This window comes from Vallitalea okinawensis (assembly GCF_002964605.1).
GTDB lineage: Bacteria > Bacillota > Clostridia > Lachnospirales > PQDH01 > Vallitalea_A > Vallitalea_A okinawensis.
Map to the genome: position 1 here is coordinate 354,899 of NZ_PQDH01000003.1, position 26,801 is coordinate 381,699.

Genomic DNA, 26,801 nt, shown 5'->3' on the forward strand with positions numbered 1-26,801 from the left:
ATTATCAGTGACCTTTATGTTTTTTCTTTTTCTTCTGCAGCTTTAATTCAAACTTTCTTTTTTTAACTACTTCTTTATAATCTTTTCTAAGCTTTCTTTTCTTTAATTTCGAGGCTTCTCTTTGTAAACTGATAGTTTGTTGAGCTTTTGTGCCTATTCCCCTATTCCCTACTTCTTTGTTAATGGTTCTTTGTAATCTTTTAGGATTAATTTTCTTTTCAACTACCTCTTCTATTGGTATCTGTAGAGAGTATTTTAATTGGTGATAATGCTTTAAAATGAAATCATAGACTTCATAATCTTTTGGCTCTGAACCAAAAACCATTCGAGCGACCTCATAATTAGTTCCATCTTTTCTTTCAAAAATACCTATCCAAAAAGGTTTTTCAAAGGAGATGGTTAATTAATAATTATTGAGGAATGGACGACCCGAGGAGGGAAGGTTACTGCTATCTTATCGATAGGACCGAACTACCAACCGGTACTGTGTTTCTATCACTCAATATTGTTACCTATTCGTAGCATGTATCTATTAACAGTTACAATGATTTAGATAACTTACTAATAATTTCTTCTTACTTCCTTACAATACTTTTTTTATCTTATCAGTAACGCAATCTGCAGCTTCTTCAATGTAGTTCAGTATGTCACTTTCACTAAATAACTTAAGCTCACAAGTAGTCGATTCATTTTTATCAAAATCACTATCTAGACCTATTAACAGATCACTTATCTTGCTATGATCAATTTCATTAATAGTTACTGGATCTATTTGCTTTATATCATTTTTAAGCTGGAACTTATGTATTAAATAACTATTCAATCTTCCATAATCTTTATAATAGGTACCTCTATTCTCTTCTTTAATACAATAGTTCTCATCAAGCATGTATTTTGAATAAATACCTTTTAACCATATTTCATCTGAAATCAAATGTGAGAAATATCCTAGATATACTTCATCTTTTATGTAATTTGAATATTTATTAGCAAACTCTTTATAATCCAGTAATCTCTTACTATTAAATTGACTATTTCTAATACGAAAATGAGACATATATTTAGCCTCATTATTTCTTTCATGACAATCTGGAAGCAAGTTACCAACACTGAATTTTAGGGCATCGAAATCAAAATTTTGACTTACCTTCTTAGAAATAACTAAATGTATGATTCTTGATGCTACTTTAATCACCTCCCAAGACTTCTTCTGATTACAAATGAATGGTACCATTTCACCTAACTTCCATTATATAGCTTGAATTTACAATAATCAAGTGATATCTATACATGGTATAGCAATTATAGAAATCGCATATTCTATAAACTAAGTCATAATAGAATTTACTTTGGGGTGTCCTTTCATGCTTAAATTTTTAGGTGTTGGCTCTTGTTTAAATCCACTTTTAGGTAATACTAGTGCTTATATGAGAAAAGGTAGTTCTTTTTTGCTAATAGACTGCGGTAGCTCTGTATTTTCTCAAATAGTTAAAAATAATCTATTATCAGGTGTAAAAAAGATTTATATTCTTATAACACATATGCATACAGATCATGTAGGTTCTCTTCCTGACTTGATCTTTTATTGTTGGTATATACTAAAGCTCCGTCCAGTTATCATTTACCCTGAAACAATTAAAATTCCAGAATTTTTTCAAATAACCGGTGTTAATCAACATGTCTGCGACGCAAGGAGCATCCCCCTATCGTCACCTTACAATATCAATAGTGACTTTAGTGATTTAAATCTTACCCCTTATCAAACAAAACACAGCAACAACATTGGCTTATGTTGTGGTTATCTACTTTCTTATCAGCAACAATCCATTTATTATAGTGGTGATAGTAATAGCATCCCTCCTAGTATAATAGAGGCATTCCTGAAAAGTAATATTCAAATACTTTATCAAGATGTTACAGGTTATAAGAGCGGTGAAACAGCTCATCTATATATCGGTAAGTTAGCTGAAATCATTCCATCTGATAAACGAAAGCAAGTTTATTGTATGCATTTGGACTCTTTATTAAATGACGACCTCATTAAGCAATATGGTTTTAACAATGCGAAAGAACTTCTTATATAGGGGTTCTTTTATAGGTTACAAAATTGTCACATACTTTTGTAAAATGTAACCTAAAGCGATGGAAAACTCTTATGCTTTGAAATTATAATGAGGGTAAATAATTATACACATGGAGGATATTTGAATGAGAACGTTAACTTTATTTTTATCTGTATTAACATTTATTTTCTGCACCACCACAACCAGTATATCGACAGCTGCTGAATTGAATGAACAATTTCCTGTGAGTCAGTTACACGATGATCTAAAATTTTTAGTTCATACAATCGAAGAAGTTCATCCTAATCCATATGCATACATAGGAAAAGATATGTTTTATCGTGAACTCAATGTTGTTCAGTCTAAAATAGACCAGCCAATGAGTGGAATTGAATTCTATAAAACTGTCGCACCTTTGATTAATCTACTTCATGACGGTCATACTGCCATCGGTTTAACAGATTCTTACTTAGCCTCTATTAACAATAAGCAATTTCCATTAGTTATTGAAGTTAGAGATAACCAAATGACTACCATAGAAGTTCTTAATGAAAATATCAATATTCCAACGGGCTCAAATATTGTATCCATTAACGGTATTAAGACCACAGATATCCTTAATACTTTAATGGATTACATGCCAGGGATGAGAGATGCATATAAAGAAGTTTATCTTGAAGAAGAGTTCTATAACCTTTTAAATTTAGTTTATGGCATGGGCGATGATTATGAAATCACCTATACTTATAATAATTTCACTTTAACAGAGAATGTTGAAGGTGTTTCAAAGGATATCGTTAAAGCCTATTTTGATCAACTATTAGACTTGGATAATATGCACACTTTTAAAATTTTAGAAAATAACACATGTTATTTGGATATTAACAGATTTAGGGATTATGCTTCCTTTCAGCTTTTACTCGAGGAAATGTTTCAAGTCATCAAAGATAATCAGATAACAAATCTTATTATCGATATTAGGGATAATCCAGGAGGTACTGATCGCCTAGGTAATTTATTAATATCCTATATCTACGATCAACCATTCTCACAGGTTAGTAGAATAGATATAAAAGTCTCTGAACAAGTGAATATGCGATATGGTGATATTGGAGACATCATTGTCAAAGAAGGAAGTTTTACTTATTTGCCTGACATAAGTAATCGATTTAATGGTCATGTATGTGTGCTTACTAATCGAAGAAGTTTCTCTGCATCTAGTATGTTTGCATCAACCATAAAAGATTATAATCTAGGTATCCTTATAGGTGAAGAAACAGGTGGCTTAGCCTCCCAATTTGGAAATATTTATTTTTCTAATTTACCTTATACTGATCTTAATTATTGTGTATCATCCAAATTCTTAACACGCCCAAATGGTAAGGAAATCGTTACAGGTGTTATCCCACACCTTGAACTTATACAGTCTATTGATGATGAAGTCAACAATAAAGATACTGTTATAGAATTTGCTAAAGAATTTATCATAGAAGATTATGATCAACTGTATGATCCTCAAGATCAAGGTGTTGGAAAGAACATTAAGCATATCGAGGAATTTAGTGAAATAACTTATCAATCTCTCATTAATGTAGCAGAAATATACTATACAAGTAATGATAATGGTGATTGTGATACTTTGTTAGAATTAATCAGCGAAGATAATAAAAAAAATGTTACTGAGGAAATGTTATCAGCATTTGTTGACAGCAGAACGGAGCAGTTATCCGTATATGGACAATATAAAGATGTTACAATAACAGAAATTTATGGTATTCAAAAGGATGACAAGATAATTAGTTACACGATAAAAGGTATACTTTCCTACAGTGATAGAGACATTCCCTTCGAATTACAGCTTAATGAATTTCAAAAGATTGAGAACGAAAAAATAGATTAACCAATATATTTCCAATTGATTTTTTAAATTGCATCTACTAAAATAGTACGAGTGTGTGTATGAGGAAAGGCTTATACATATGATTGACTAGAAAGGGATGACATCATGGAGAAAATTATAAGTTTATTTGGACTATTAGTAATGATCTTAATTGCTTATTTAATATCAGATAACAAGAAAAAAATCAATTGGAAATTAGTTATCACTGGTGTAGCCATGCAAATTGTTTTCGGCCTCTTGATTTTAAAATGGCAACCAGGACAAGCAGCCTTCGAAGTATTGAATGACTTAGTAACTCAACTTCTGAACTTCACAAAAGAAGGTACTGCCTTTTTATTTGGTGATTTATTGAACACAGAAAGTTTTGGGTTCATATTTGCATTGCAAATTTTACCGACTATCATATTTTTCTCAGCACTTATGGCTGTCTTATACCATCTAGGTATTATGGAAAAAATTATAGTTGTTTTAGCCAAGGTTATGTCAAAATTATTAGGTACTAGTGGTGCTGAATCATTATCAGCTGCTGCAAATATTTTTGTTGGTCAAACGGAAGCTCCACTTGTTATAAAACCTTTTATCAAATCTATGACAAAATCAGAACTATTAACTGTTATGACAGGTGGAATGGCTACAGTAGCTGGTGGTGTTATGGCTGGTTATGTGACAATGGGTGTTGAAGCTGGACACTTAATAGCCGCGAGTATTATGTCAGCGCCTGCAAGTTTAATCATTTCAAAGATTATGGTACCCGAAGTAGAAACTCCTGTTACAAAAGGAAAAGTAAATATTAAGATGGATGAACTAGATGCTAATGTTATCGATGCTGCTGCAAGAGGAACAAGTGAAGGTTTAAAACTTGCTCTTAACGTTGGTGCTATGTTATTATCTTTCATTGCCATTGTTGCCTTAGTTAATGCCCTTATAGGCTGGGTAGGTACTCTAATTGGTATGGACTTTTTAAGTCTTGAATGGATTCTTGGTCGTTTATTTTCACCATTAGCTTATGTCATGGGTGTCCCTCTTGGCGATGCTGTAGAAGCTGGAAACTTATTAGGCCAAAAAGTTGTTATTAACGAATTTTTTGCCTACGCAAGTTTAGGTGAGCTCATTAAGAATAATGCTTTAGAACCAAGAACAATTACTATTTTAACCTATGCTTTATGTGGTTTTGCTAATTTCAGTTCTATTGGTATTCAGGTAGGTGGAATCGGTTCCTTAGCTCCTGAGAGAAGATCTGATATTGCTAAACTAGGCATCAGATCCTTAATAGGCGGATCTCTGGCTGCCTTCATGACAGCAACTGTTGCTGGTATCTTAATATAATATTCAATAAAGCCAAAGACTCCAATCACCATAATAAGTAACCCCGAGCTATATTAATTAGCTCGGGGTTTATATTGGATATTAGAATTAATCGCAAATAGCATCCCATATTTTCTTATCAGGGTTTGGTATAAGAGAGAAGTCTATCAGAGTACCATTGTTTTCACAATTCAAGGCTGCAACTTGAATAGATTCTTCAACAGCTGCTATTTCACCTGTAAAGATAATGAGCCCTTTTCCACCAAGGTTATTCGCCAATGCTATTTTTACGAGCTTTACTTCAGCTGCTTTAGCTGTCTGATCCGCTGCAAAGAGTATAGAGGGTACCGCACTGGTTTCAATAATTCCCATAGCATCCACCTTTTCATACGTATACTTTCCATCAAGTGCATCGTAAAGGGTTTCATGAGGATTACCCAAAATGAAGGAATCGCGGACATTTGTATCATATAACATTTTACCTTTTTCAATAGCAGCTTTTACTGCTCCAAGTTTACCTTTTACTAGGATGAGAAATCGACCTGGACACATGGTCTGAGCTAATACCACTTTAATTTCAGCAGTTTTGACCATGGCATCTGACGCTTCTAAGCCTTTAGCTATTGTTTTAAATTCGATCATTCCTAAAGCTCTATCCATGACTAACACCCCGAATTATTCTATCTCTATTTAATGACAATTTCATTCTCATTATCAATGATTCCAATAATGGCAGCATCAATAGGAGCATGCTCTTTATAGTGAGCTATACGAGCACTACTTCCCTGTGCCACCATAACGAGATCACTAATACCTGCCCCAACAGTGTCTACTGCTACCATACGTTGTTGCCCCATTTCCTCAATAGTTTCTACAATTAGAAACTTGCATCCTGTTAAGGTATCATGCTTTCTTGTTGAAACTACTGTTCCTATAACTCTTCCAAGAATCAAGGCTATCACCTCATTTTCTTATAAGAAATTCTGGGCTTCAAGCCCATCTTCTTTAATATCCATGTTATATTTTATCTGCATAACTTTCCTTATTCATTTACTTAACATGATAGGTACAGAACCTATATAAGGAGTTCTATAGAGCTATTCTTTAAATTCAATGAATGATTACTACAGGATCATTACACTTAATTCCCATTGCATTGGCTTCATCTGTATCCAAATGCATTTCCAATCTAAAGGATTCATGAACTCTAACTTGGACATGAGAGAGAGAGCCTCCTCTCCCTCCCAGCACTTCTACTTTGACGATTTCATTATCCTCCACTCCAAGTCTTTTGGCATCCTCTGGTGTCATATGTATATGACGTTGAGCTACTATACACCCTTCCTTGAGGTTAATAGCCCCCTTTGGTCCTACAACCGTTAAAGGAGCAGAACCACTTATATCACCAGATGGACGAATTGGTGGGTTAACACCTAATCGAATAGCATCTGTTTTAGAAACCTCAACTTGTGTAGCTGAGCGTATCGGTCCAAGTACACGGACATTTTCAATAGCTCTTAACTTAGTACCTATGATGGTCACTAATTCTCTGGAAGCGAACTGTCCCCCCATCAATTCCTTCATAGGTGTTAATTCATGTCCTTCGCCAAATAATCTCTCTAAATCTTCTTTGCATAAATGGATATGTCTAGCTGAAACACCGACTGGAATAAGGTTATCGTTGGTATTGCAATCCTTCTCTTGAAGCTGATGCAATACTAATTTTGATATATCAGCAATTAATTTTTCTTTATCCATTTATTTCACCTTTTCTTATCCAATTATTGATATTAATTTGGATTTATTTAATAGCTGGTAAAATCTTTTCTACATCTGCATGAGGACGTGGGATTACATGAACTGCTACAACTTCGCCTAAGCGCCCTGCTGTTTGTGCTCCTGTTTCAGTAGCTGCTTTAACAGCTCCAACATCGCCTCTAACCATAACGCTTACTAAACCTGAACCTATTTTTTCTGTTCCAATTAATTGAACATTTGCAGCTTTCACCATTGCATCTGCTGCTTCAACTGCTGCTACTAAACCTCTTGTTTCTATCATACCTAATGCTTCCATCTTATGGACCTCCTTGATTGTTTTGCCTTTTTTATTATCTTGATCAATATCAATGACCTTTACTTTTTTTACATCTTTCGTTTTCTCTTCTACTGCATTTGTAGTATCTTTTACTTCCTTTTTACGAGGCATTTCTTCACCTTCTATAATTTACTTTTACTTACTTTGATTTGCTTGATTATTTCAGGATGAGGATTAGGAATGACTGCTGTTGCTGCAACTTTTCCAATGGCATTTGAAGCACCTGCTTCTATAGCCATCTGTACAGCAGATACTTCACCCTCAATAATAATCGTCACTAACCATCCTCCAAGTTTCTTTTCCCATGTTAAAAATTCAACGTCGCTTGTTTTAGTCATGGTATCGATTGTACCTATGGCAGGGACTAACCCCCTGATTTCTATAAGTCCTATAGCTTTCATGTATACCTACCTTATTTAAGTGTTGGTAAGATTTTTTCTACGTCTGAGTTTGGTCGTGGGATAACATGAACTGCTACTAATTCTCCTAAACGAGAGGCAGCGGACCCACCAACTTCCGTTGCAGCCTTTACTGCACCAACATCACCTCTTACCATGACACTTACAAGACCTGAACCTATTTTTTCTGTTCCAATTAGTTTTACGTCTGCAGCTTTAACCATTGCATCTGCCGCCTCTATTGCTGCTACTAACCCTCTAGTTTCAATCATTCCTAATGCTTCATTCATCATAAATTCCTCCTTCATTTTTCTTAGATATTAATATCATTTATTTTAAACAGTTCAATTCTAAAAATGGTTCGATATTTCCTTCTGGTCGCGCAATGATATGCTTTTGATAGACACCTGTCATTTGCTCTGCCTCTACAATCGCCGCATCCATTGCAGCTTTTACATCTTCTACGCTTCCCCTAAATTTGATGCATACTAACAGTGGTACAGGAAGTTTATCTGCCCCTAAAGGCTTATTCTTATCAAATGCATCAATGGTCACATTACCAGCTTTGCAGCCTGCGTCAGCTGCTTTAAAAGCACATGCAAGACCAAAAACTTCTAATAATCCAATTGCCTGACCCATCGGTTCGTGCTCCTTTTGATCATCCATTCTGTATTTGGTATTCAAAATAATCTAAAGCTTTTACTTGTTAATGTAGGCTATTTTAATACCTGCCTGTTTCATATTAGTTGCCATAGCTTCATTCAACTCGTTTAAGCCGTACTCATGAGTAATAAGTTCTTCAATTGGTAAACCAATACCTGTTGCTCTTCTTATAAAATCAAATGTGATAGGATAATCCGTTACTTTATAAACCCATGAACCTACTACTGTTATTTCCTTATTACAAATATCAAAATGCGGGTTAATACTACAATGACCATTGTCAACAAAGAACCCAACTTCACAGAGCCCGCCGCCACGTTTAATGAACTTCCATATGTTCGATGCAGCTGCTGGAACCCCTGTACATTGGAATGCAAAGTCTGTTCCTCGACCACTGGTTATCTCTTTGATACGACGAGTCACTTCATCATTATCTTTGTAATTCTTAAAATTAACTGTATACTTAGCTCCTAATCGCTTTGCCATAGCTAAACGTTGTTCATCACCATCTACAGCAATGATGTTTTCAATACCCATGGTTCTTACAACAGCTAGTAACATAAGTCCAATAGGACCGCAACCTTGAACAAGAACAGATGAATTAAAACTTAAGAGACCAGTTGATTTTGCTCGCTCTACAGCGTGTACAGTGACAGCAGCAGGCTCTATTAAGATTCTTTGTTTTAGATTCATATCATTAACTTTAAAATATGTAGAGCCTTTACGTATAACTAAGTACTCACCAAACCACCCATTTAAGTGAACATCATCATCTGGAATCAAACCATAGATACCAGAATTCTCACACAGGTTGTCTTTTTCTGGCATGTTGAGGCATGCATCACATTCACCACATGGTATGGTACATGTTACAATTTTATCACCTAGCTGTAACGATTGTCCCATGGTGTCTTTCTTGATGTTCTTTCCTATCTTAACGATTTCACCTGTTCCTTCATGACCTAAGACTACTGGTATTAGATCAAAAGGATCATTTTTATACTCATGAACGTCAGTACCACATATTCCACAACCTTCAACTTTAACGAGCATTTCATCATCATTGATTTCTGGTATATTAAATGCCTTAACGTCTATTCGTTTCTTATCAACAAGAACAGCTGCCTTTGCCATTTGTGGTACCGCAGAAAACTGATTATTTTTCATGCCAGTGTCTTGAACTGAATTAACTTTAAGCTCAGATACAACTTGCTTGACTATATCTTCAATATTGATATGACTAATTTCCAATCTCAGCGCTCCTTTCTTATTACAGTATGGAATCGTTTAACGAATACACAAACTTTCCGCCATAACACATCTTCTACTTTTTGTAAATGTTCTTGCAGATGTAAGCCCTTCTCCAGTACGACTGGCTATGGTAAATGTACAGTACCCTTCACCACCAAAACCTAAAGCCGCATAAGAAGGTGCATTTTTGACAAAAATGGCTGTATCTACTTGCTGACCAAAACGTGTAAGATGATCCACATTTTTGGAATGCATATGTGCTGAATGTCGATTACCATGTTCTAACCTTATAGCTATTTCTATCGCCTCATCCACATCTTTAGCTCTTACAATACCAAGTATAGGCATCATTAATTCTTCTTCAACTAAGATGTGATCTGCACCAGCCTCAAAAATAATACATCTTACTGATTCATCAGCATCAACGCCAATGGCTCTTAATATCTTCCAAGCGTCTTTACCAACCCATTTTCTATCAATGACATACTTGCCATTTTTATTAACAAGAACAGTCTCAGCCAATTTTTCAATGAGTTGATCTTCTATTTTATAGCAATCATTTTGCTCCATGTAATACATGAGTTCATCTGCTACTTCACCCACAACAATAACTTCCTTTTCTGCGATACATGGTAAATTATTATCTAGCGTAGCGCCATTAACAATATCAGCTGCTGCCTTCTTTATATCAGCCGTTTCATCTACAACAACTGGAGGATTACCCGCACCTGCACCAATGGCTCTCTTCCCGGATGAGAGTACAGCTGTTACAACACCAGGTCCACCAGTGGCAACAAGCAACGGCACCTCAGGGTGTTTAAATAATATATCTGCACTCTCAAGAGTTGGCTTTAATATGGATGTAGCTATGTTATCTGGACCACCAACTTCTATTGAGGCTTCGTTAACGAGTTGGACGGCAAAATTTGATATACCAATAGCACCTGGATGAGGATTAAATACAACAGTATTCCCTCCAGCTAACATACCTATGGCATTACAGATAACAGTTTCACTTGGATTAGTTGATGGCGTTATTGCCCCTATAACACCAAAGGGTCCTTGTTCGATAAGCGTTAACCCTCGATCACCGGACCAAGCTGTTGTGACTATATCTTCTGTACCTGGCGTTTTTTCTGCAACTAATTGATGTTTAATAATTTTATCACCGATACGACCCATACCAGTTTCCATGACACCTAACTCAGCCATCTTGGTTGCATTCTGGATGGTTTTTTTACGGATATTTGCTATGATTTTTTCTCGGAACTCCATTGGCATACGATGCAGTATCTTCTGTGTACGGATACTTGCTGCTATGGCACTATCAATATTATGGTAAATACCAGTCTCTTCTTGTATAGACCTACTTGGTGTATCTGACAATTGGTTTAAAACTTGTTTAACAATATTCTGTACATCTACATCTGTTATTGCCATTAAATCCCTCCTTCCTTAAATACTCTAGCTCCTAACTCTGCTAGTTCAATATCTTGGTGTGCTGAACCGCCACTTACTCCAATCCCCCCTACTAATTCATTACCTTGAAATAATGGAATACCTCCACCAAAGTTAACAATTCTACCATTATTAGAAAATTGAATCCCATAGAGTGGTTGCTTAGGATTGGATAGTTCACCAAGTTTTTCTGTAGACATTTTAACGGCTACTGCTGTAAAAGCTTTATTTACTGCTAATTCAAAACTTGCTATCAATGCATGATCCATAGAATGAACTGCAATGGTATGCCCTGCTGAATTAGAGACAGCAATGACAACAGGAATACCTCTTTTCTCTGCTTCATATTCTACTATTCTTATAAGCTCAGTGGCTTTATTAAGATTGAGTACATGTTGTTTCACGAGTTTAACCTCTCGATTACTCAGTTGTTGCTTGACCTTTTCCTCTACCTCTTCTATAAAATCGTTATATCTAGCCATTGTATATAAGAGATCTGATAGACGGTTAATAAACTGCTTTATTCTATCCGATATCTCATCATTTTGATCCACCTCATAAAGCTGTCTTTCAGCACGTCTAGCTACGGTTCTGGCCAAGTCGAGAAATGCCGACTTTTGGTAATCACCAGGCGTAATAAAGGTTTCATGTTTTAAAGAACGATTTTGATAGTTATCGATAGCATTCTCAATTCTTTTCACATGGACCATCGTGATCTTACCTATGGAAGTTTCATGTTTTGCTATTTCTCCCATAACGAGAACTAATTGTTCTTGGATGAGCTTAATTTCTTTTTTCATGTTCTCATCTGTTAAATGGCTTCTTGCAACACCCAGAGCAGAAGTCAGTTCATCAATATCTCCTAGAAGTCTTATGTGGGCTTGATTTTTACTTAATCTTTCACCATTCCATAAACTCGTTTGACCTTTATCTCCAGATCTTGTATATACTTTCATCCTATCACCTTCATTTCAAGGGAAGTCCTTTAGCGTATCTAGCAGCATTACATCCAATTAGCCTTGCTTCTTTCAACTCTGCATTAGGAACTTTTATGAGCGGGTCACTTATCTTATCAACAGAAAGATTAATTTCTTTATATCTTATACCTATCCCAATTCCTAATAATGAGTTCCTAGAAGCCTCACTAGCAAGTGCTTCACAGTTTAGTCCTTCATATTTTAATACTTCATAATAGACACTTTCTTCTTCAATCCCTGCCTTTACTTCTCTTAAAAGCCTAGTATCTTTATCATAATAGATTATAATGACTGGTTGCTTATTCATATTATTCCTCTTCACTATCATTCTTATAGGACAGAACTAATCCTGTAGCAACAGCATTTCTTGGTCCACATCTTCCACGAATGTTGCCACTACCGACCACATATCCTTTTGATGATAAAGCTTCTAAAATTAATCCAGGGATTTCAAAATCCAAAGTTGATCCACCAACTAAGACAATATGATGTGGCTGTAAATCTTCTTGAACTAACTTTTTGAGTCCTCTTAGTACATTGGTAATGAAGACCTTCTTTTTAGCTTCCTTTCGAATGTGGATTATTTTATCCATCGTTAAGGATTGATTGATTGGTATCATATTGTTTTCTTCAAGTACAACCAACTTACCAAATAAATGAGGTGAAAAGGGGTGATCAAAGAACTTAACTGTGCCATTTTCTAGTCGTATATGAAATAAACTTTCCACTTTTGCAACAGGATATCTTTTGATATTTTCAGCCAGATATAAATCTCCTAAACCCAATTCTGAGTTGATTAGCATGGTTACCATTTGTCCTGCACCAGCAAAGTGCTCTGAAAGAACTTTACCTTCTTGATTTAAATACGCAATATCTGTTGACCCTCCACCAAGATCTAATATTGTTTGTGGAAGACCAGTTCCAGGTGTCGTCAATGCACCTATTGATGCCATAACGGCTTCAATACCAGCTACTTCTGTATGAATACCCGTGGTTTCTTTTATTGCCGTAGCTATCTGTTCCATGGGTAAATAATCGGTTTTTACCATTGCAGCCATAGCGACTGCTTTTTCCATGGCTACTTCCCCAGCTATACCACCCTGAACTGTTATTGGAAGAATAGTATCTAAAGCTAATAAATCTTTTACATGGATATCTTTAACCTTTTTATTAGTCAACTTTGCCATACCTGATTTCATACGACTGAACATGTTGCCTACATTGGTATTCTCTTCGCCATTAACATCTAAGAGCTCGTTGAGTCCATTAACTGCTTCCATGATCATTTCTGCACCATGGTCCACATCAATGACGCTACTTTTATTTTCAGTCATAAGACGAATCTTTCCAGCTGGTATGCTACGTTCTGCTACCTTTCCTTCTGGTGTTCGTATAACAACAGCAGAGCGATTACCAACTAAACTTTTTGCAATAGGGATAATCAACCTTGTTGCTTCCTGATCCAACTTAAAGATAGTTGCTATACCGTAAGGATTGGATAACATCTTAATAGTACGTTCTTCTGTTGCTACTTCAATGGCACCTAGCATGTTAATAGGAATTTTGTGAAGCCCTTTAACTTCATCAATAATAGGTATCATATGTGTTAGCCGATTAGATACTAAAACGGCTTCATCATTTTTTAAGATAGCCCCGTTAATTCTATAGCCCTTTTTAGTAAGATCATTGATCTTACATGCAACTTTCTCATAATCCATTTCATTAACTAGAACCAGATAATCTCTATCTATGGCACTCTTATCAAGATCCAGAATATCCACTGTATAGCCAACAGCTAATCCAACTCCTGCAGGTGTATCTGGATTATGACCAACCATGGTCGATTCTGTTATGACTGTTTCAGTTATCGTCTCCATTGCAGAATCTCCTATAACAGGTGCCGCTTCGTTTAACCGAATAACATCTAAATCTTCTGTTTTTAAGTTTAATTGATGAAGAACTTTTTTTAAGGCATGCAAAACTCCGTGAACATTTTCCAATGTTCCCTTGGTTCCAGTTGTCTTTACTTCAGAACTACCTAAGAACTGAAGTTCCTTATTCCTATAAGAACCTAAACAAATCTCTGTTGTAGAATTTCCTATATCAACACCTGCAATAATAGCCATATTGATCACCTACGCCATCAAAATTCCTCTACGCTCATAAACCTCTGCCGCCTCCCTCACCAGCATAGCTGTTTCAAAAGCCATGTATTTTGTTTCAAGATGTACAGCATAATCCATGAGTTCTTTTTTTGTTGATCGATTGGGTCTAAGTTTGTTGTATATTTCTAATATCAACTGATCATTTACTTCTACAAGTTCGCCAGCTCTAGTGAAATTTCTAGCCATCTGCTTCTTACCGTGATCTTTGGCAACTTCTCCCTGCATTTTCAAGGTATCCTTAGAAATTTTAATATCTTCAGCTGTGACCGTTCCAGCTAAAACATCTTCAATGTATACTTCAGAAAGTCTTTTACCTGTTCTCGACGTTAATGTATCAGTATGGTTTTCAGATAAAGGATATTTAATCATAATATTTCCTCCTGAGTTGAGCCAGCATTTTTACGTACAAGTTCTGTTTCTTTGGTGTGCATTAATGCAGCTTTTACTTGATATTTCGCACGCACCATATGGTCGTTTTCAGTTGGAATAGGTTTCACGTTGATCCCTTTAGCATAACGGGCAGCATTTTTTCCGATGGCACGATAAGTCTCGAGTGATAATAGAGGTGCTTGCGGGAATAATTCAAGATTTGTTAATGGATAGAGGTCCTTTTGATGAATAATCGTCGTTCCCTTTGATTGTATACCTATACCTATTCCAGAACCACTCAGTACAGCTGCTTCTTTACCAATAAAGCTTACATCAGAAGTCTTATGAACTCTTATCACTCTAGGTACCATACCTTCTTCTTCTATGCCTGCCATGATTTCTTTAATCACTTGTGAAAGGGGTAATCCATTGATGGTCTTGTTGATGGTCTTAAGAAATGCTGGACCAAGACCAATGACTACTTCCTTAGGATCTTTCCCCTTGATCGCCTTCTTCTCGGTAGAAAGATCATCCAAACTTTCTATCTTCTTAAGCTCTTGTACTACAAGCTCTGTGATTTGTTCTATTAATTGATTGGATATTTCCACTTATTCACCACCTCACAGTTCATCAACTTCGATGATATGTGGAATGTCTTTGATTTCTTCCCAACGTTCTTTAGAAATACGGTATCCTGTACCTGGTCCACTGTAATCATTAGGTTGATTAATGGCACTTATAACATGAAATTCTTTATTGAGTATGGCAGAAGTCTGTAAATAGTCACCAGAAATTCTTTGCTTTAGCATATTTAAAACATTCTCGGCGACTCCTTTAAAACCTGAACGGTATAATGCTTTAACAATATCAATTCCTGTAATGCCTCTTTGCAATAACTCTTCAGCATTTGCAATATCCATCACTACATCTCTGTCGGGCATATCGTCAGAGCCATGAGCATATGTAGCCGCTTCAACTTCTGCATCTGTCACAATCCCTAGACTTAGTTCTTTAAAGACAGCTTGAACAGCTTTTGCTGCTTTATTCCTAACTTTAATGACTTCTTCTTCTTTAACAGGTTTTAACCCTCCATCAACCATTAAGTCCCTTTGAAGGATATTGTACAGATCAAAATCTTCAGCATCAAAATTTGATCCTGCAAACATATTGTCATAATTGGGTGTACCACTATAACCAGAGAAAATAAAGTCTGTTCCTGGTAAAAACTGCATCATGGTTCTGGCAGTCCGTCGCATATCTGAGTGAGTGAAGCTTTGATCATTTGAAGATGCTACTTCTAGATCTAACATTGCTGCTGTTAAGTTTTCTGCCAAAACACCTCGAATACCACTTGGAACAGAAGCAGGAATACCGATACAACTTACCGAACCATTTTGTAGACCTTGGACACCAGCACCTTTTGTTAGCATGATGCATCGTACCTCTAAGTACAACATGGACTTACCTTCTGCATTCCCCATAAGTACTTCTGATCCAGAACCTGAAGTAAATCGCATCTTCAGACCTCGTGATGCATAAGCTGAAGCTAAAAATGCTTTTGAGTAAGGTGTATCATCACCATCTATGAAAACATTTTCTGTACCGTACACGGAAATGGTTTCAGCATAGGTTGTAAACCCTCTTATTCCTAAATCCAATTCTACAGCTTCTTCAACAGAACATTGGGTTAACACTCCCGGGCGACCCACTTGGGCTCCAATTAACAATGCAATAGCATTAAAGGGTGCATATCTAGCAACAGCTACGGTTGTTTCTTCTTCGGCAAATCCTCTAAGCGCTCCTTCAGCTGCATCAGCTGCAATTTGTACAGGATTATCTCTTTTATTGGTTATATGGGCTTGATTGGCTGGAATCTTTCTTGCACGCATCTTTTGCATCGCCATCATCATTTCTACCACATTTAAATGATTAAGAACCTCAACGATCTTAGCTGGTGTTAAGCCACTAACAATATGTAAGATTTCTTGTCGACTAACATGAATATCCGTCAACATTCTTGCGATATCCAAACTACCCATTGCCATCATTTCCTCAGCACTTGAAAGATCAATGGCGTAATCTGCTATGAACTGATCAATAAAATCGAAATCTTCACGTTTAGTTCCATCTAGCTCTATAACTTTATTGTCTCTAATTTTGATTGATGGTCTAGGATCATGGGGACTGGACATGGCTACAAAACCTTTATCAGCCCATTCTTTAATGTAACCATCCTGATTTTCAGGACGTTTATCAAGTATTTCAAACCTTTTAGAGCGTTTCATATCATTCACTCTCCATAGATTACTTCATTTGCTCAATAACTCTTCTTGTAACTTCACTTACAATCTGACTAATATCTGCCTCTTGACTTGTTACTGCGGCTTTCTGTGGTTCAGTGCTACAAGCACCACCATAACAACGCATACCAGGATGTACTTCAGTTAATCCATAATTTTTTCTAAGATCAATCAATCTTTTAACTTGATTTTCAGGTAACTCATTAGGTCCACCAATTTGTTTTGAGATGGCTAATAACTTCGCATAAAACTCCAAACCTTCCATTTTGAAGTAAGCACCCATCAAAGAATCTCCCCAGCTTAATGCACCATGATTTTCAAGTAATACCGCATTATAATTATCAAGGTATTTTTCAACTGCATCTGGAATCTCTTCTGTAGATGGTGTACCGTATTCAGCTATAGGTACGCATCCTAATGAAATAACAGCTTCTGGCATGATAGGTTGAACAAGTGGTATACCAGCAATAGCAAAACTTGTCGCATATGGCGGATGAGCATGTACCACAGATTTGACATCTTTACGTTGTTTATAAACACGTAAATGCATTTTTACTTCTGATGAAGGTTTATGACCACCAGATGCTGATAAGACTTTGCCATCAAGATCTACTTTACAGATCATATCCGGTGTCATGAATCCTTTTGATACACCTGTAGGTGTACAGAGTACTTCGTTTTCACTAATTCTAACAGAGATATTACCATCATTAGCAGCAACAAAGCCATTTTGATAAACTCTTCTACCTATTTCACAAATTTCTTTTTTTATATCGTATTCTCCAAACATTATGTACCTCCTAAATTTGAATGTTGTGGTTTTTATTTGTTTTTCTTTGATTTATCTTTATTTTAACAGGGTTCATCTTTATAGTCAACATTTATTTGTTTTTTTGTTGTCATATAGTTTTGCTTTCATTGTATTCTCTTTGAAACACAGAAATCTTCAGAAGTATATCTTATTTGCAAACTATTAGTAATAGTCATCATAAAAAACCCATGATCCGTTTAGAATCATGGGTTTTAATCACTTTATGCATATATGATTTCTATGTTTTTTTCTTTAAAAAATTCTTGCCAAGTTATTGGAAGTGATTGATCTGTAATGATGTAGTCAACATCTTCAAATTCATAAGACTTCACAAATGCCTTATGGTTAAACTTGGTATGGTCAACTACCATAATAATTTTTTCAGCGGACTTAATCATTCTACGTTTTATTTCCGCTTCCATCTCATTAGGTTCAGTTATACCTTTATCTTGACTTATACCTCTACAACTCACTATAGCTACATCAACAAAGTAATTATCAAAAGCTCTCTCAGCTAAATGACCAATGAAACTCATGGATTTGTCATTGAGCGTTCCACCTGTAAGAATGACTTGGCTTTCATCGCTACCAAGCAATTCATTAGGTATCTTCAATGAATTAGTGATTATGACATGATGTTTGTTTTTAAGAAACTTTGCAACATAAAGAGCTGTTGTACTCGAATCCATGATGACAGTAGCTCCATCTTTGATCATTTCGCTTGTCTTCTTTCCAATCCGATTCTTTCCATCCATGTTAGTCGTTTCTCGAATAGTAGCAGATAAATCCGCATTAGTGCTTTCACTTAATACAGCACCACCATATGTTCTCTTAACATGACCATCCTTTTCCAACTTCTCTAAATCACGACGTATGGTCTCCTCTGTCACTTGATAGAGAGAACTAAGTTCAGGTACCTTAACACTTTTCTCAATTTGTATTTTCTTTAATATCTCATTTCTTCTATCTATCGCAAGCAAATTCTCACCTCGCTTATTAATAATTATCTTTCAATATATACCGAAAGCATCTTAGGAGTGCTATGGAGTAGTGACTTTAATATTCTTCTAACTCAAAGGAATCTCTTACAATCTGTCGGCACTCTTTTAAATTCTTAACATGCCCTAAAGCCTTTAATTGCATAAGAACATTACCTGTCACGGATGCTTCTATAGGACCAGCAATAACTCTTTTTCCTATTTTCTCAGCTGTTAAAGTGCATAAAAATTTATCTTGAATACCCCCACCAACCATATGCAATACATCAATGGTTTGTCCTGTAACCTCTTCTATTCCTTTAATTTCTTCTTTATACTTATCAGTAATACCATTATAAGCAGCCAAAGCTATTTCACCCATAGACTCTGGCTCAATACCTTGGTGTTCTCTACAATAAGCTTTAACTTCATTCACCATATTCTTAGGTGCATTGAATCGTTCGTCATTAGGATTAATCACAAAGTCTCTTCTTATAGCATTTTTAGCTGCATTGATAATTTCTGGATAACCTAAATCAGGTAAATCTTCTGACCACTTCTTCTTTAATTGTTGTAAAATCCATAATCCAGTGATGTTTTTAAGGAAACGTATCTTCCCTTCTACACCGCCTTCATTGGTAAAATTATGTTCATAGGATTGATCATTAATAATTGGTTCTTCACATTCCACTCCTAATAACGACCATGTTCCACAACTTAAATAGGCACTATTTTCTGATGTTAACGGCGATGCACAAACAGCTGAAGCTGTATCATGACCTCCAACAGCTATAATAGGTACTTGACAAAGACCAACTTCTTCAGCAACATCAGCTCTCAAATGACCAACAACTGTACCTGGCATTATGATGTCTTGTAAAATGCCTTTAGGTATATTTAATTTTTCAATAGTTGTATCATCCCAAGTTCGCTCCCTAGCATTAACCATCTGAGAAGTGGAGGCAATAGAGTACTCAGAATACTTTTCACCACTAAGAAAATACCCAAATAAGTCGGGCATAAACAATAATGCATCAACATTCTTCATTATATCACGTCTTCTTGTGGCGTCAAAGTATAATTGGTAAACGGTGTTTAACTCCATGAATTGAAGTCCCATACGCTTATAAAATTCTTTAAAAGGTAAGATATCTTCTACTTCATTGATCACTTCGTGAGTACGTGCATCGCGGTAGCATACAGGATTAGAAATCAAATGCCCTTCTCTGTCAATCAGCCCATAATCAACACCCCAAGTATCAATAGCAATACCTGATGGGTCAATACCTTTCTTGGCTAACTTTTTTAAACCTATTTTTATTTCATTAAACATTCTAGGAAAATCCCAAAACAAACGCCCATTCATACCTACTGGTTCGTTAGCAAATCGATGTATTTCCTCTAAATTAATTTTCTTTCCATCAAAAGTCGATAACATGAGTCGACCACTGGATGCCCCAAAGTCAAAAGCTAAATTATATATTGGTTGCTCCATAAAAATACCCCCTTGGTAAACGTTGATCATGCATTATTTTTGTTGTTTTATGTTTGTTTTTCTTCATTATAGCATTAATCATTACCCTAATCAAGAAAAATTAACATCCTCTCTTTAAGCTTGGTGGAATGAGTCTTGATCGTTTGTATTGCTTTGAAAAGGTATAAACATCAGGATATCCTAATTTAACGGCTATTTCAGTAAGTGTTAATGAGGTGTTCTCAATATAATAATCAGCTTTTTCTAATAATGATTGAATCAAATATTGTTTTGGTGTAATACCATAGTAATCTTTAAATAATCTATACACATTTTTACTAGACGTACCGTAAAGTGCAGCTAGTTGCTCCATTTTCAGCTTATGATTGCCCTTCTTATCGATATACTCCTTTACATTCTTAATCATTTTATCTCTTGAGTAGTAATTGTTCTTACTCCTCATCAACAGATCAGAAAATATTTGATAGAATAGACCATGACATAAATGTTCTTTCCCAATCATATCTACTCGGTTATGATAGTCATATAGCTTCTCAAATCTATCTTTAAACTCAGTGTAATTATATACGATCGTTGTATAATAAAAGGGTTTTCTTAACATTTGAATATATTCTTGGCTGAAGTTATATATACCGAATCGTATTGGAATAATTGATGGCAAATGATGAGTATCTGCGTATGCACTATGAAGGCAATCATGGCTGACAAATATGAGCCTTCCTGGTTTTAATTCAATCTCTTCACCTTCCACATCATAGTAACCATGACCTTCTTTAACAAATATTAAATGCAAATCTTGATTTTTACGATTCTCTATTCGCCACTCCTTAGATACTTTTAGATTATATATTGTGTGAATCTTATAAAAGTACTTATGAGGTATCACTCGAAGCATTTCTTCAAAGCTATCTTCAATCTCCTTGTCCATTATTGACATCACATCTACTCCCTTTTGACATTTTTTATTTTGTGAAAAACCTTTATAATATACTATTATAACATATTTTGCTCTAGTAAATAATAAAGTAGTCTAAAAGGAGATATGATAAAATGACAAATAATCCAAATGTTTTATTCTTTTTCACAGATGATCAGCGATTTGATACCATTCAAGCTCTAGGCAACGAAGAAATCCATACCCCTAACCTTGATGAATTAGTGAAATCAGGTACAACATTTACCCATGCCCACATACCCGGCGGTACAGTAGGAGCAGTATGTATGCCAAGTAGAGCCATGTTGCACACAGGAAGAACCCTCTTTAATTTAGAAAATAACGGCAGTACAATACCAGAGAATCACTCAATTTTTGGAGAAACACTAAGAGAGAATGGCTATGAAACCTTTGGTACTGGTAAATGGCATAATGGGAAATCTACATTCAATCGAAGTTTTAACCATGGTGCTGAGATATTCTTTGGAGGTATGAATGATCATTGGAATGTTCCAGCTTATCATTATGATCCAACTGGAAAATACGCCTCTAGAAAATTCATAAACAACTGGTTATATAATAACAAAGTGGATCATCATGATTGTGATCATATATCGGCAGGAAAGCACTCTAGTGAGTTATTCAGCGAATGCTCTATTAAATGGCTACAGGAGTACGATTCTGATAATCCATTTTATATGTACATATCATTTATGGCACCACATGATCCTCGCAGTATGCCTGATGAATTTTTAAACATGTATGATCCTGAATCCATTACATTACCTAATAATTTCATGGAAGAGCACAGATTTGACTTTGGTATAACAGAAATACGTGATGAGTTACTTACCCCCTATCCACGCAGGAAATCTGAAATAAAACGCCATATAGCTGAATATTATGGTATGATTAGCCACTTAGATAATGAGTTAGGTAAGGTCATTTCTGTATTAAAAGAAAAAGATCTCTATGATAATACAATCATTGTATTTGCAGGCGATAACGGGTTGGCTCTAGGACAACATGGATTAATGGGGAAACAAAGTTGTTATGAACATAGCATCCGAGTACCGCTTATATTCTCTGGTCCATCTATACCAGTTAATAAACAGTGTAATTCCTATGCCTATCTATTGGATATATTCCCAACAATTTGTGATCTACTAGAAATTGAAGCACCGGACTCTGTAGAAGGGTGCAGCCTACTTCCAGCTATCCAACATGACAATAAAATCAGAGATTATCTCTATTTTGGATATGGTGATTGCTGTCGCGCCATAAAGAATGATCGTTTCAAATTGATTGAGTATCGTACTGAAGAACTGAAGGAGACTCAATTATTTGACTTGATTAACGATCCATTAGAAAAGATTAACTTAAGTGAAGATAGTACATTTCACTACATATACAGCGAACTGACTGGTAAACTTCTTGAGTTTTCTAAAGAATGGAATGATACCAAGCATCCAATTGGTAAGGACTTTTGGGATAAATACTAATTAATCTCAGCTATTATTCATTAAGGTACCTTAACTAACACATCAATAAAATTTCATTACATTATAAAAAGGTAATTCTTTTTCATATATGAATTACCTTTTTATTGAAAACATTATTTGTTCAGTTTTTCGTATATTGCTTTAGCCGCAGTTTTACCAGCACCCATGGCGAGTATAACTGTAGCAGCTCCTGTAACTACATCACCGCCAGCATATACATTTTCAATACTTGTTTCCATGGTTTCATCAGTAACAATGATACCACCCCATTTAGTTACATCTAGACCTTCTGTGGTTTGACGAATTAGTGGATTAGGTGTCTGACCTATAGCTATAACTACTGTATCGACATCAAGGATAAAGTTACTATCTTCAATTGGAACTGGGCGTCTTCTACCGGAATCATCGGGTTCTCCTAATTCCATTTGAATACATTCCATTCCAACTACTTTTCCTTCTTCACCAATAATTCTTGTAGGGTTATTCAACAGTTTAAAAATAATTCCTTCTTCTTTAGCATGTTCAACTTCTTCAGCCCTAGCTGGAAGTTCTTCCATACTTCTTCTATATACGATGTAAACATTCTTAGCTCCAAGACGTTGTGCTGTTCTAGCAGCGTCCATTGCAACGTTACCACCACCTACTACAGCTACATTCTCACCAACTTTAACAGGTGTTGGTGTCTTTGGGAAGCTATATGCTTTCATTAAGTTAGAACGGGTCAGAAACTCGTTAGCTGTATAAACACCATTAAGGTTCTCACCATCAATTCGCATAAAACGAGGTAATCCTGCTCCAGTACCAACAAATACTGCCTTATAACCTTCCTCTTCAATGAGTTCATCAATGGTGATAGAACGACCAACGACAACGTTCTTTTCAATCTTAACGCCGAGATCTTTAAGGTTACTTATTTCTTCTTCAACTAACTTCTTAGGCAATCTGAATTCAGGTATACCATACATTAATACGCCCCCAGGTGTATGTAATGCTTCGAATACAGTAACTTCATAACCATACTTAGCTAAATCAGCTGCGCATGAAAGTCCTGCAGGTCCTGCTCCAACTACAGCTACTTTATCACCATTCTTAGTTATATCTATATCAATCTTCTGACCTTTAGCCATCTGGTAATCTGCTACAAATCGCTCGAGACGACCAATGCCAACAGGTTCACCCTTTTTAGCTCTGACACATAGACCCTCGCACTGACTTTCTTGAGGACAAACACGTCCACAGATAGCTGGCAAACCATTTTCACTCGTTATTATCCTGTAGGCCTCTTCGATATTACCTTCTTTTACTTGAGTAATAAATTCAGGAATTGGTACATTCACAGGACAACCTTTCATACAAGGTTTATGTTTACAATTCAAACATCTTTCAGCTTCTTCTATAGCTTGTTCCAAAGAATACCCTAATGCAACTTCCTCAAAGTTCTGTACTCTAACTTTAGCATCTTGCTCAGGCATTCCAACTTTTACAGTACTCATATTAGGCATAATTTTCCCCTCCTAATCCAACTCGACAAGCGTGCTCTTCTTCCTTATACATGTTCTGTCTTCTGAGGCATTCATCAAAATCTACTAATAAACCATCAAAATCTGGCCCGTCTACACAAGCAAATTTAGTTTCTCCTCCGACTGTGACACGACATCCACCGCACATGCCTGTACCATCAATCATTACAGGATTAAGGGATACACCTGTAGCAATTCCTAATGGTTTGGTAACATCAACTACAGCCTTCATCATTACCAATGGACCTATAGCAATAATCTCATCATAGACATTCCCCTCATCTAATAACTCTTTCAATACATCTGTAACAAAACCTTCTTTACCTCTTGAACCGTCATTAGTAGCAAAGTAAACATTCTCTGCAAATGCTTTCACTTCATCTTCTAGTATAATAAATTCATCACTACGACCACCTAGTATAACGTCTACTTCAACACCCATCTCATGAAGCTTTTTTAACTGTGGATAAAGCGGCGCTATACCAACTCCACCACCTATGCCTAATACTCGTTTGTGCTTTTGAAGATGTGTTGGTTGCCCTAGTGGTCCAACAAAATCTTCAACGTGATCTCCTATTTCTTTCTTACTCAGCTGTCTTGTGGAATACCCTACAACTTGGTAAATAATTGTTACGGACTCCTCATCTCTGTCATAATCAACAATAGTAAGGGGTATACGCTCTCCATCTTCATTAACTCGTAGAATGATGAATTGCCCTGGTTCGCATTTTCTTGCAACATAAGGTGCCAATATCGTCATTTGCTCAACTGTAGAATTCAATACTTTCTTGTCAATAATCTTATACATCTAATAGTACCTCCTTACTGAACTGCCTATGTCTTGTTGTCTTATTGATGTTCTCTTAACAAAATCTCCTGGGCCAAAGTACATATTCTCCCCTAAATTGTACTCATATCATTAATCCAACGACAACATAGGTGCTATTACCTATCATTATACTATATATTCAATAAAATTGCTTTAATAACTTAATAATTTTTTCACTAAATACTGGATATTCCACTCATCCTTTTTATTAAAAATTCATTATAATATTATGATATTATAATGAATTTTCTTTTCACTGTCAACTTCCTTAATCATATTTTTAATTATCTAACCTGTGCCTCTCATTTCTTTATTCTCTCATTTTAACATTATTTCATCGAAGATTAATAAACATATCTCAGTCAAGTATATACATTTACAGATAATGATAAACTAAAATACTCAGTCTCTAACTAATTTTTTTCTAAATTTTATCTAATTCTAAGAAAACTCTAATGTAAAATACATATTTATACATTATAATATATATAGGTAATGGCATTAATAGATTCACACGCTATATATTACATTATCTGTAATCAACATTTGATTTGAGGTGTGTTTATGAATATTGGTATTTTTACAGACTGTTACTACCCACAAATTAATGGTGTTGTGACTTCAGTCAGAATTTTAGAAGAAGAATTATTAAAGCGCGGTCACAACGTAACGATTATTACTGTAGATATTCCTGGTTACATAGAAGAATCCGATCATGTTATTCGGGTAAAATCTGTCCCATTTTCAAAATGGAAAGAATTTAGAATAGGTGTACCTTTTCTACCACTAGCTTATAAGACCGTTAAATCCTTGAATTTAGATCTTATTCATACACATACAGAGTTTTCTATTGGACATTTAGGACGTTATCTAGCCAAAGTTCAAAATATCCCTATACTTCATACCTATCATACGATGTATGAAGACTATACCCATTATGTCTTTAACTCAAAATATGGTAAGAATATGGTAAGAAAGCTTATCAAACAAGGCAGCAAACTCTACGTAAAAAAATATGATGCAATTATTGTGCCTACTGATAAAACTAAGTCTGCTTTATTGGGTTATGGTGTGACTAACAACATACATGTTGTCCCTACTGGTATTAATATTGAACATTTTGATCAACATGATCAAGATCATCCAAAGTTAAAGGAAATTCGCAATGAGTTAGGTATTCAACCAGATGATTATGTCATACTATCATTAGGAAGAATCTCTGAGGAGAAAAGTATTGATTTGACGATCAAGCAAATGAAAAGGCTCATTATCCATGAACCTCATGCTAAGCTCATTATTGTTGGAGATGGACCCTATAGGCAGACCCTTGAAAAACTTACACTTGATATGAATTTAGATAATTGTGTTCATTTTGTAGGTCGTGTACCTTTTGATGATGTCTCTTATTACTACAGTCTAGCAAAAGTCTTTGTAAGTGCTTCTAAAACTGAGACACAAGGTCTCACAATAATGGAATCCATGGCTTCTATGCTACCTGTAATTGTCTATGATGATGATAATGTCAAAGGTATCGTTATAAATGGTTACTCAGGAAGATTATTTAACACTGAATCAGAATTAACCACTTGTATCATTGATGCCATCAGACATCCAGATATGACAAATCAAATGACTCATCATGCCTTTGACATTGTTCAAAGTCTATCTAAAGAAGCTTTCGGAGAGAATGCTGAGAAGGTCTATCAGGAAGTTCTACGCTTGAATACAATTGAAAAAATCGCTATTTAAATATAAAGCCTCCAGCTAGTCTATTATCCTCTAATGTCAA

The 26,801-nt window shown here is 35.5% G+C and carries 28 protein-coding genes; 5 read left to right on the forward strand and 23 right to left on the reverse strand.

From position 1 onward, the window contains the following. Positions 1 to 4: 4 nt before the first annotated feature. Both C1Y58_RS11160 and C1Y58_RS11165 read right to left on the reverse strand, forming a co-directional pair. Complete coding sequence (locus C1Y58_RS11160; protein ID WP_105616122.1) at positions 5 to 397, reverse strand: YjdF family protein; 393 nt, start codon at positions 395 to 397, stop codon at positions 5 to 7. A 186-nt stretch (positions 398 to 583) separates the two neighbouring features. Continuing rightward, on the reverse strand, positions 584 to 1,234 hold the full coding sequence (locus tag C1Y58_RS11165; RefSeq protein ID WP_105616123.1) for a hypothetical protein: 651 nt from the start codon (positions 1,232 to 1,234) through the stop codon (positions 584 to 586). Positions 1,235 to 1,364: 130 nt separating this feature from the next. On the opposite strand from C1Y58_RS11165, the gene C1Y58_RS11170 reads away from it, so the two are divergent. The 3 genes from C1Y58_RS11170 to C1Y58_RS11180 all read left to right on the forward strand — a co-directional run bounded on the left by C1Y58_RS11170 (position 1,365) and on the right by C1Y58_RS11180 (position 5,289). After that, positions 1,365 to 2,084 (forward strand): MBL fold metallo-hydrolase, encoded by a 720-nt coding sequence (locus C1Y58_RS11170; protein WP_105616124.1) that lies wholly within the window; start codon positions 1,365 to 1,367, stop codon positions 2,082 to 2,084. A 124-nt stretch (positions 2,085 to 2,208) separates the two neighbouring features. After that, complete coding sequence (locus tag C1Y58_RS11175) at positions 2,209 to 3,963, forward strand: S41 family peptidase (RefSeq protein ID WP_105616125.1); 1,755 nt, start codon at positions 2,209 to 2,211, stop codon at positions 3,961 to 3,963. Between the two features lie 105 nt (positions 3,964 to 4,068). Beyond that, a complete protein-coding gene (locus tag C1Y58_RS11180) occupies positions 4,069 to 5,289 on the forward strand; it encodes a NupC/NupG family nucleoside CNT transporter (protein ID WP_105616126.1) in 1,221 nt (406 codons plus the stop codon). Positions 5,290 to 5,376: 87 nt separating this feature from the next. Here the strand turns inward: C1Y58_RS11180 and C1Y58_RS11185 are convergent, their stop codons facing one another. From C1Y58_RS11185 to C1Y58_RS11275, 19 genes are all read right to left on the reverse strand, one after another. Beyond that, complete coding sequence (locus C1Y58_RS11185; RefSeq protein WP_105616127.1) at positions 5,377 to 5,928, reverse strand: BMC domain-containing protein; 552 nt, start codon at positions 5,926 to 5,928, stop codon at positions 5,377 to 5,379. Between the two features lie 26 nt (positions 5,929 to 5,954). Next, complete coding sequence (locus C1Y58_RS11190; RefSeq protein WP_105616128.1) at positions 5,955 to 6,221, reverse strand: EutN/CcmL family microcompartment protein; 267 nt, start codon at positions 6,219 to 6,221, stop codon at positions 5,955 to 5,957. 157 nt (positions 6,222 to 6,378) lie between these two features. Then, entirely contained in the window at positions 6,379 to 7,026 is a 648-nt protein-coding gene (locus tag C1Y58_RS11195) for a phosphate propanoyltransferase (RefSeq protein ID WP_105616129.1), read from the reverse strand. A gap of 43 nt (positions 7,027 to 7,069) precedes the next feature. Further along, positions 7,070 to 7,342: a BMC domain-containing protein gene (locus C1Y58_RS11200; RefSeq protein WP_105616487.1), complete on the reverse strand. Its 273-nt coding sequence runs from the start codon at positions 7,340 to 7,342 to the stop codon at positions 7,070 to 7,072. Positions 7,343 to 7,485: 143 nt separating this feature from the next. Further along, positions 7,486 to 7,764 (reverse strand): BMC domain-containing protein, encoded by a 279-nt coding sequence (locus C1Y58_RS11205; RefSeq protein ID WP_105616130.1) that lies wholly within the window; start codon positions 7,762 to 7,764, stop codon positions 7,486 to 7,488. An 11-nt stretch (positions 7,765 to 7,775) separates the two neighbouring features. After that, positions 7,776 to 8,054, reverse strand: coding sequence for a BMC domain-containing protein (locus C1Y58_RS11210; RefSeq protein WP_105616131.1), 279 nt, complete (start codon positions 8,052 to 8,054; stop codon positions 7,776 to 7,778). Positions 8,055 to 8,091: 37 nt separating this feature from the next. Next, a complete protein-coding gene (locus C1Y58_RS11215; RefSeq protein WP_105616132.1) occupies positions 8,092 to 8,400 on the reverse strand; it encodes a BMC domain-containing protein in 309 nt (102 codons plus the stop codon). A 60-nt stretch (positions 8,401 to 8,460) separates the two neighbouring features. Next, the gene (locus C1Y58_RS11220; RefSeq protein WP_105616133.1) at positions 8,461 to 9,675 is read right to left on the reverse strand and encodes a zinc-dependent alcohol dehydrogenase; all 1,215 of its coding nucleotides are present in this window, start codon (positions 9,673 to 9,675) and stop codon (positions 8,461 to 8,463) included. Between the two features lie 36 nt (positions 9,676 to 9,711). Then, positions 9,712 to 11,115 carry an aldehyde dehydrogenase family protein gene (locus tag C1Y58_RS11225; protein WP_105616134.1) on the reverse strand — a complete coding sequence of 468 codons (1,404 nt, stop codon included), beginning with the start codon at positions 11,113 to 11,115 and terminating at the stop codon, positions 9,712 to 9,714. After that, positions 11,115 to 12,089 carry a cob(I)yrinic acid a,c-diamide adenosyltransferase gene (locus tag C1Y58_RS11230; RefSeq protein ID WP_105616135.1) on the reverse strand — a complete coding sequence of 325 codons (975 nt, stop codon included), beginning with the start codon at positions 12,087 to 12,089 and terminating at the stop codon, positions 11,115 to 11,117. Before C1Y58_RS11230 ends, C1Y58_RS11225 begins: the two co-directional genes overlap by 1 nt. A 10-nt stretch (positions 12,090 to 12,099) precedes the next feature. After that, positions 12,100 to 12,417 carry a glycerol dehydratase reactivase beta/small subunit family protein gene (locus tag C1Y58_RS11235; RefSeq protein ID WP_157950053.1) on the reverse strand — a complete coding sequence of 106 codons (318 nt, stop codon included), beginning with the start codon at positions 12,415 to 12,417 and terminating at the stop codon, positions 12,100 to 12,102. Position 12,418: 1 nt separating this feature from the next. Continuing rightward, complete coding sequence (locus C1Y58_RS11240; RefSeq protein WP_105616137.1) at positions 12,419 to 14,236, reverse strand: diol dehydratase reactivase subunit alpha; 1,818 nt, start codon at positions 14,234 to 14,236, stop codon at positions 12,419 to 12,421. Between the two features lie 9 nt (positions 14,237 to 14,245). After that, entirely contained in the window at positions 14,246 to 14,644 is a 399-nt protein-coding gene (locus C1Y58_RS11245) for a diol dehydratase small subunit (RefSeq protein ID WP_170311578.1), read from the reverse strand. After that, the gene (locus C1Y58_RS11250) at positions 14,641 to 15,252 is read right to left on the reverse strand and encodes a propanediol/glycerol family dehydratase medium subunit (RefSeq protein ID WP_105616138.1); all 612 of its coding nucleotides are present in this window, start codon (positions 15,250 to 15,252) and stop codon (positions 14,641 to 14,643) included. Before C1Y58_RS11250 ends, C1Y58_RS11245 begins: the two co-directional genes overlap by 4 nt. A 12-nt stretch (positions 15,253 to 15,264) precedes the next feature. Continuing rightward, positions 15,265 to 16,929 (reverse strand): propanediol/glycerol family dehydratase large subunit, encoded by a 1,665-nt coding sequence (locus tag C1Y58_RS11255; RefSeq protein WP_105616139.1) that lies wholly within the window; start codon positions 16,927 to 16,929, stop codon positions 15,265 to 15,267. A 19-nt stretch (positions 16,930 to 16,948) separates the two neighbouring features. Further along, positions 16,949 to 17,734: a class II aldolase/adducin family protein gene (locus C1Y58_RS11260; RefSeq protein ID WP_105616140.1), complete on the reverse strand. Its 786-nt coding sequence runs from the start codon at positions 17,732 to 17,734 to the stop codon at positions 16,949 to 16,951. A 242-nt stretch (positions 17,735 to 17,976) separates the two neighbouring features. Then, complete coding sequence (locus C1Y58_RS11265; RefSeq protein WP_105616141.1) at positions 17,977 to 18,735, reverse strand: DeoR/GlpR family DNA-binding transcription regulator; 759 nt, start codon at positions 18,733 to 18,735, stop codon at positions 17,977 to 17,979. A gap of 76 nt (positions 18,736 to 18,811) precedes the next feature. Beyond that, positions 18,812 to 20,227, reverse strand: a complete 1,416-nt coding sequence (locus C1Y58_RS11270) for a rhamnulokinase (RefSeq protein ID WP_105616142.1) — start codon at positions 20,225 to 20,227, stop codon at positions 18,812 to 18,814. 100 nt (positions 20,228 to 20,327) lie between these two features. Then, entirely contained in the window at positions 20,328 to 21,164 is an 837-nt protein-coding gene (locus C1Y58_RS11275) for a helix-turn-helix transcriptional regulator (protein ID WP_105616143.1), read from the reverse strand. A 113-nt stretch (positions 21,165 to 21,277) separates the two neighbouring features. Between C1Y58_RS11275 and C1Y58_RS11280 the strand changes: the two genes are divergently transcribed. After that, positions 21,278 to 22,663 (forward strand): sulfatase family protein, encoded by a 1,386-nt coding sequence (locus C1Y58_RS11280; protein WP_105616144.1) that lies wholly within the window; start codon positions 21,278 to 21,280, stop codon positions 22,661 to 22,663. Between the two features lie 113 nt (positions 22,664 to 22,776). On the opposite strand, the gene gltA is transcribed toward C1Y58_RS11280, so the two are convergent. Both gltA and C1Y58_RS11290 read right to left on the reverse strand, forming a co-directional pair. Continuing rightward, entirely contained in the window at positions 22,777 to 24,165 is a 1,389-nt protein-coding gene (gene gltA / locus C1Y58_RS11285) for an NADPH-dependent glutamate synthase (protein WP_105616145.1), read from the reverse strand. Further along, positions 24,158 to 24,991, reverse strand: a complete 834-nt coding sequence (locus C1Y58_RS11290; RefSeq protein WP_105616146.1) for a sulfide/dihydroorotate dehydrogenase-like FAD/NAD-binding protein — start codon at positions 24,989 to 24,991, stop codon at positions 24,158 to 24,160. Before C1Y58_RS11290 ends, gltA begins: the two co-directional genes overlap by 8 nt. 585 nt (positions 24,992 to 25,576) lie before the next feature. Here C1Y58_RS11290 and C1Y58_RS11295 point away from each other — a divergent pair. Continuing rightward, positions 25,577 to 26,761, forward strand: a complete 1,185-nt coding sequence (locus tag C1Y58_RS11295) for a glycosyltransferase family 4 protein (RefSeq protein ID WP_105616147.1) — start codon at positions 25,577 to 25,579, stop codon at positions 26,759 to 26,761. The last annotated feature ends 40 nt before the right edge of the window (positions 26,762 to 26,801 follow it).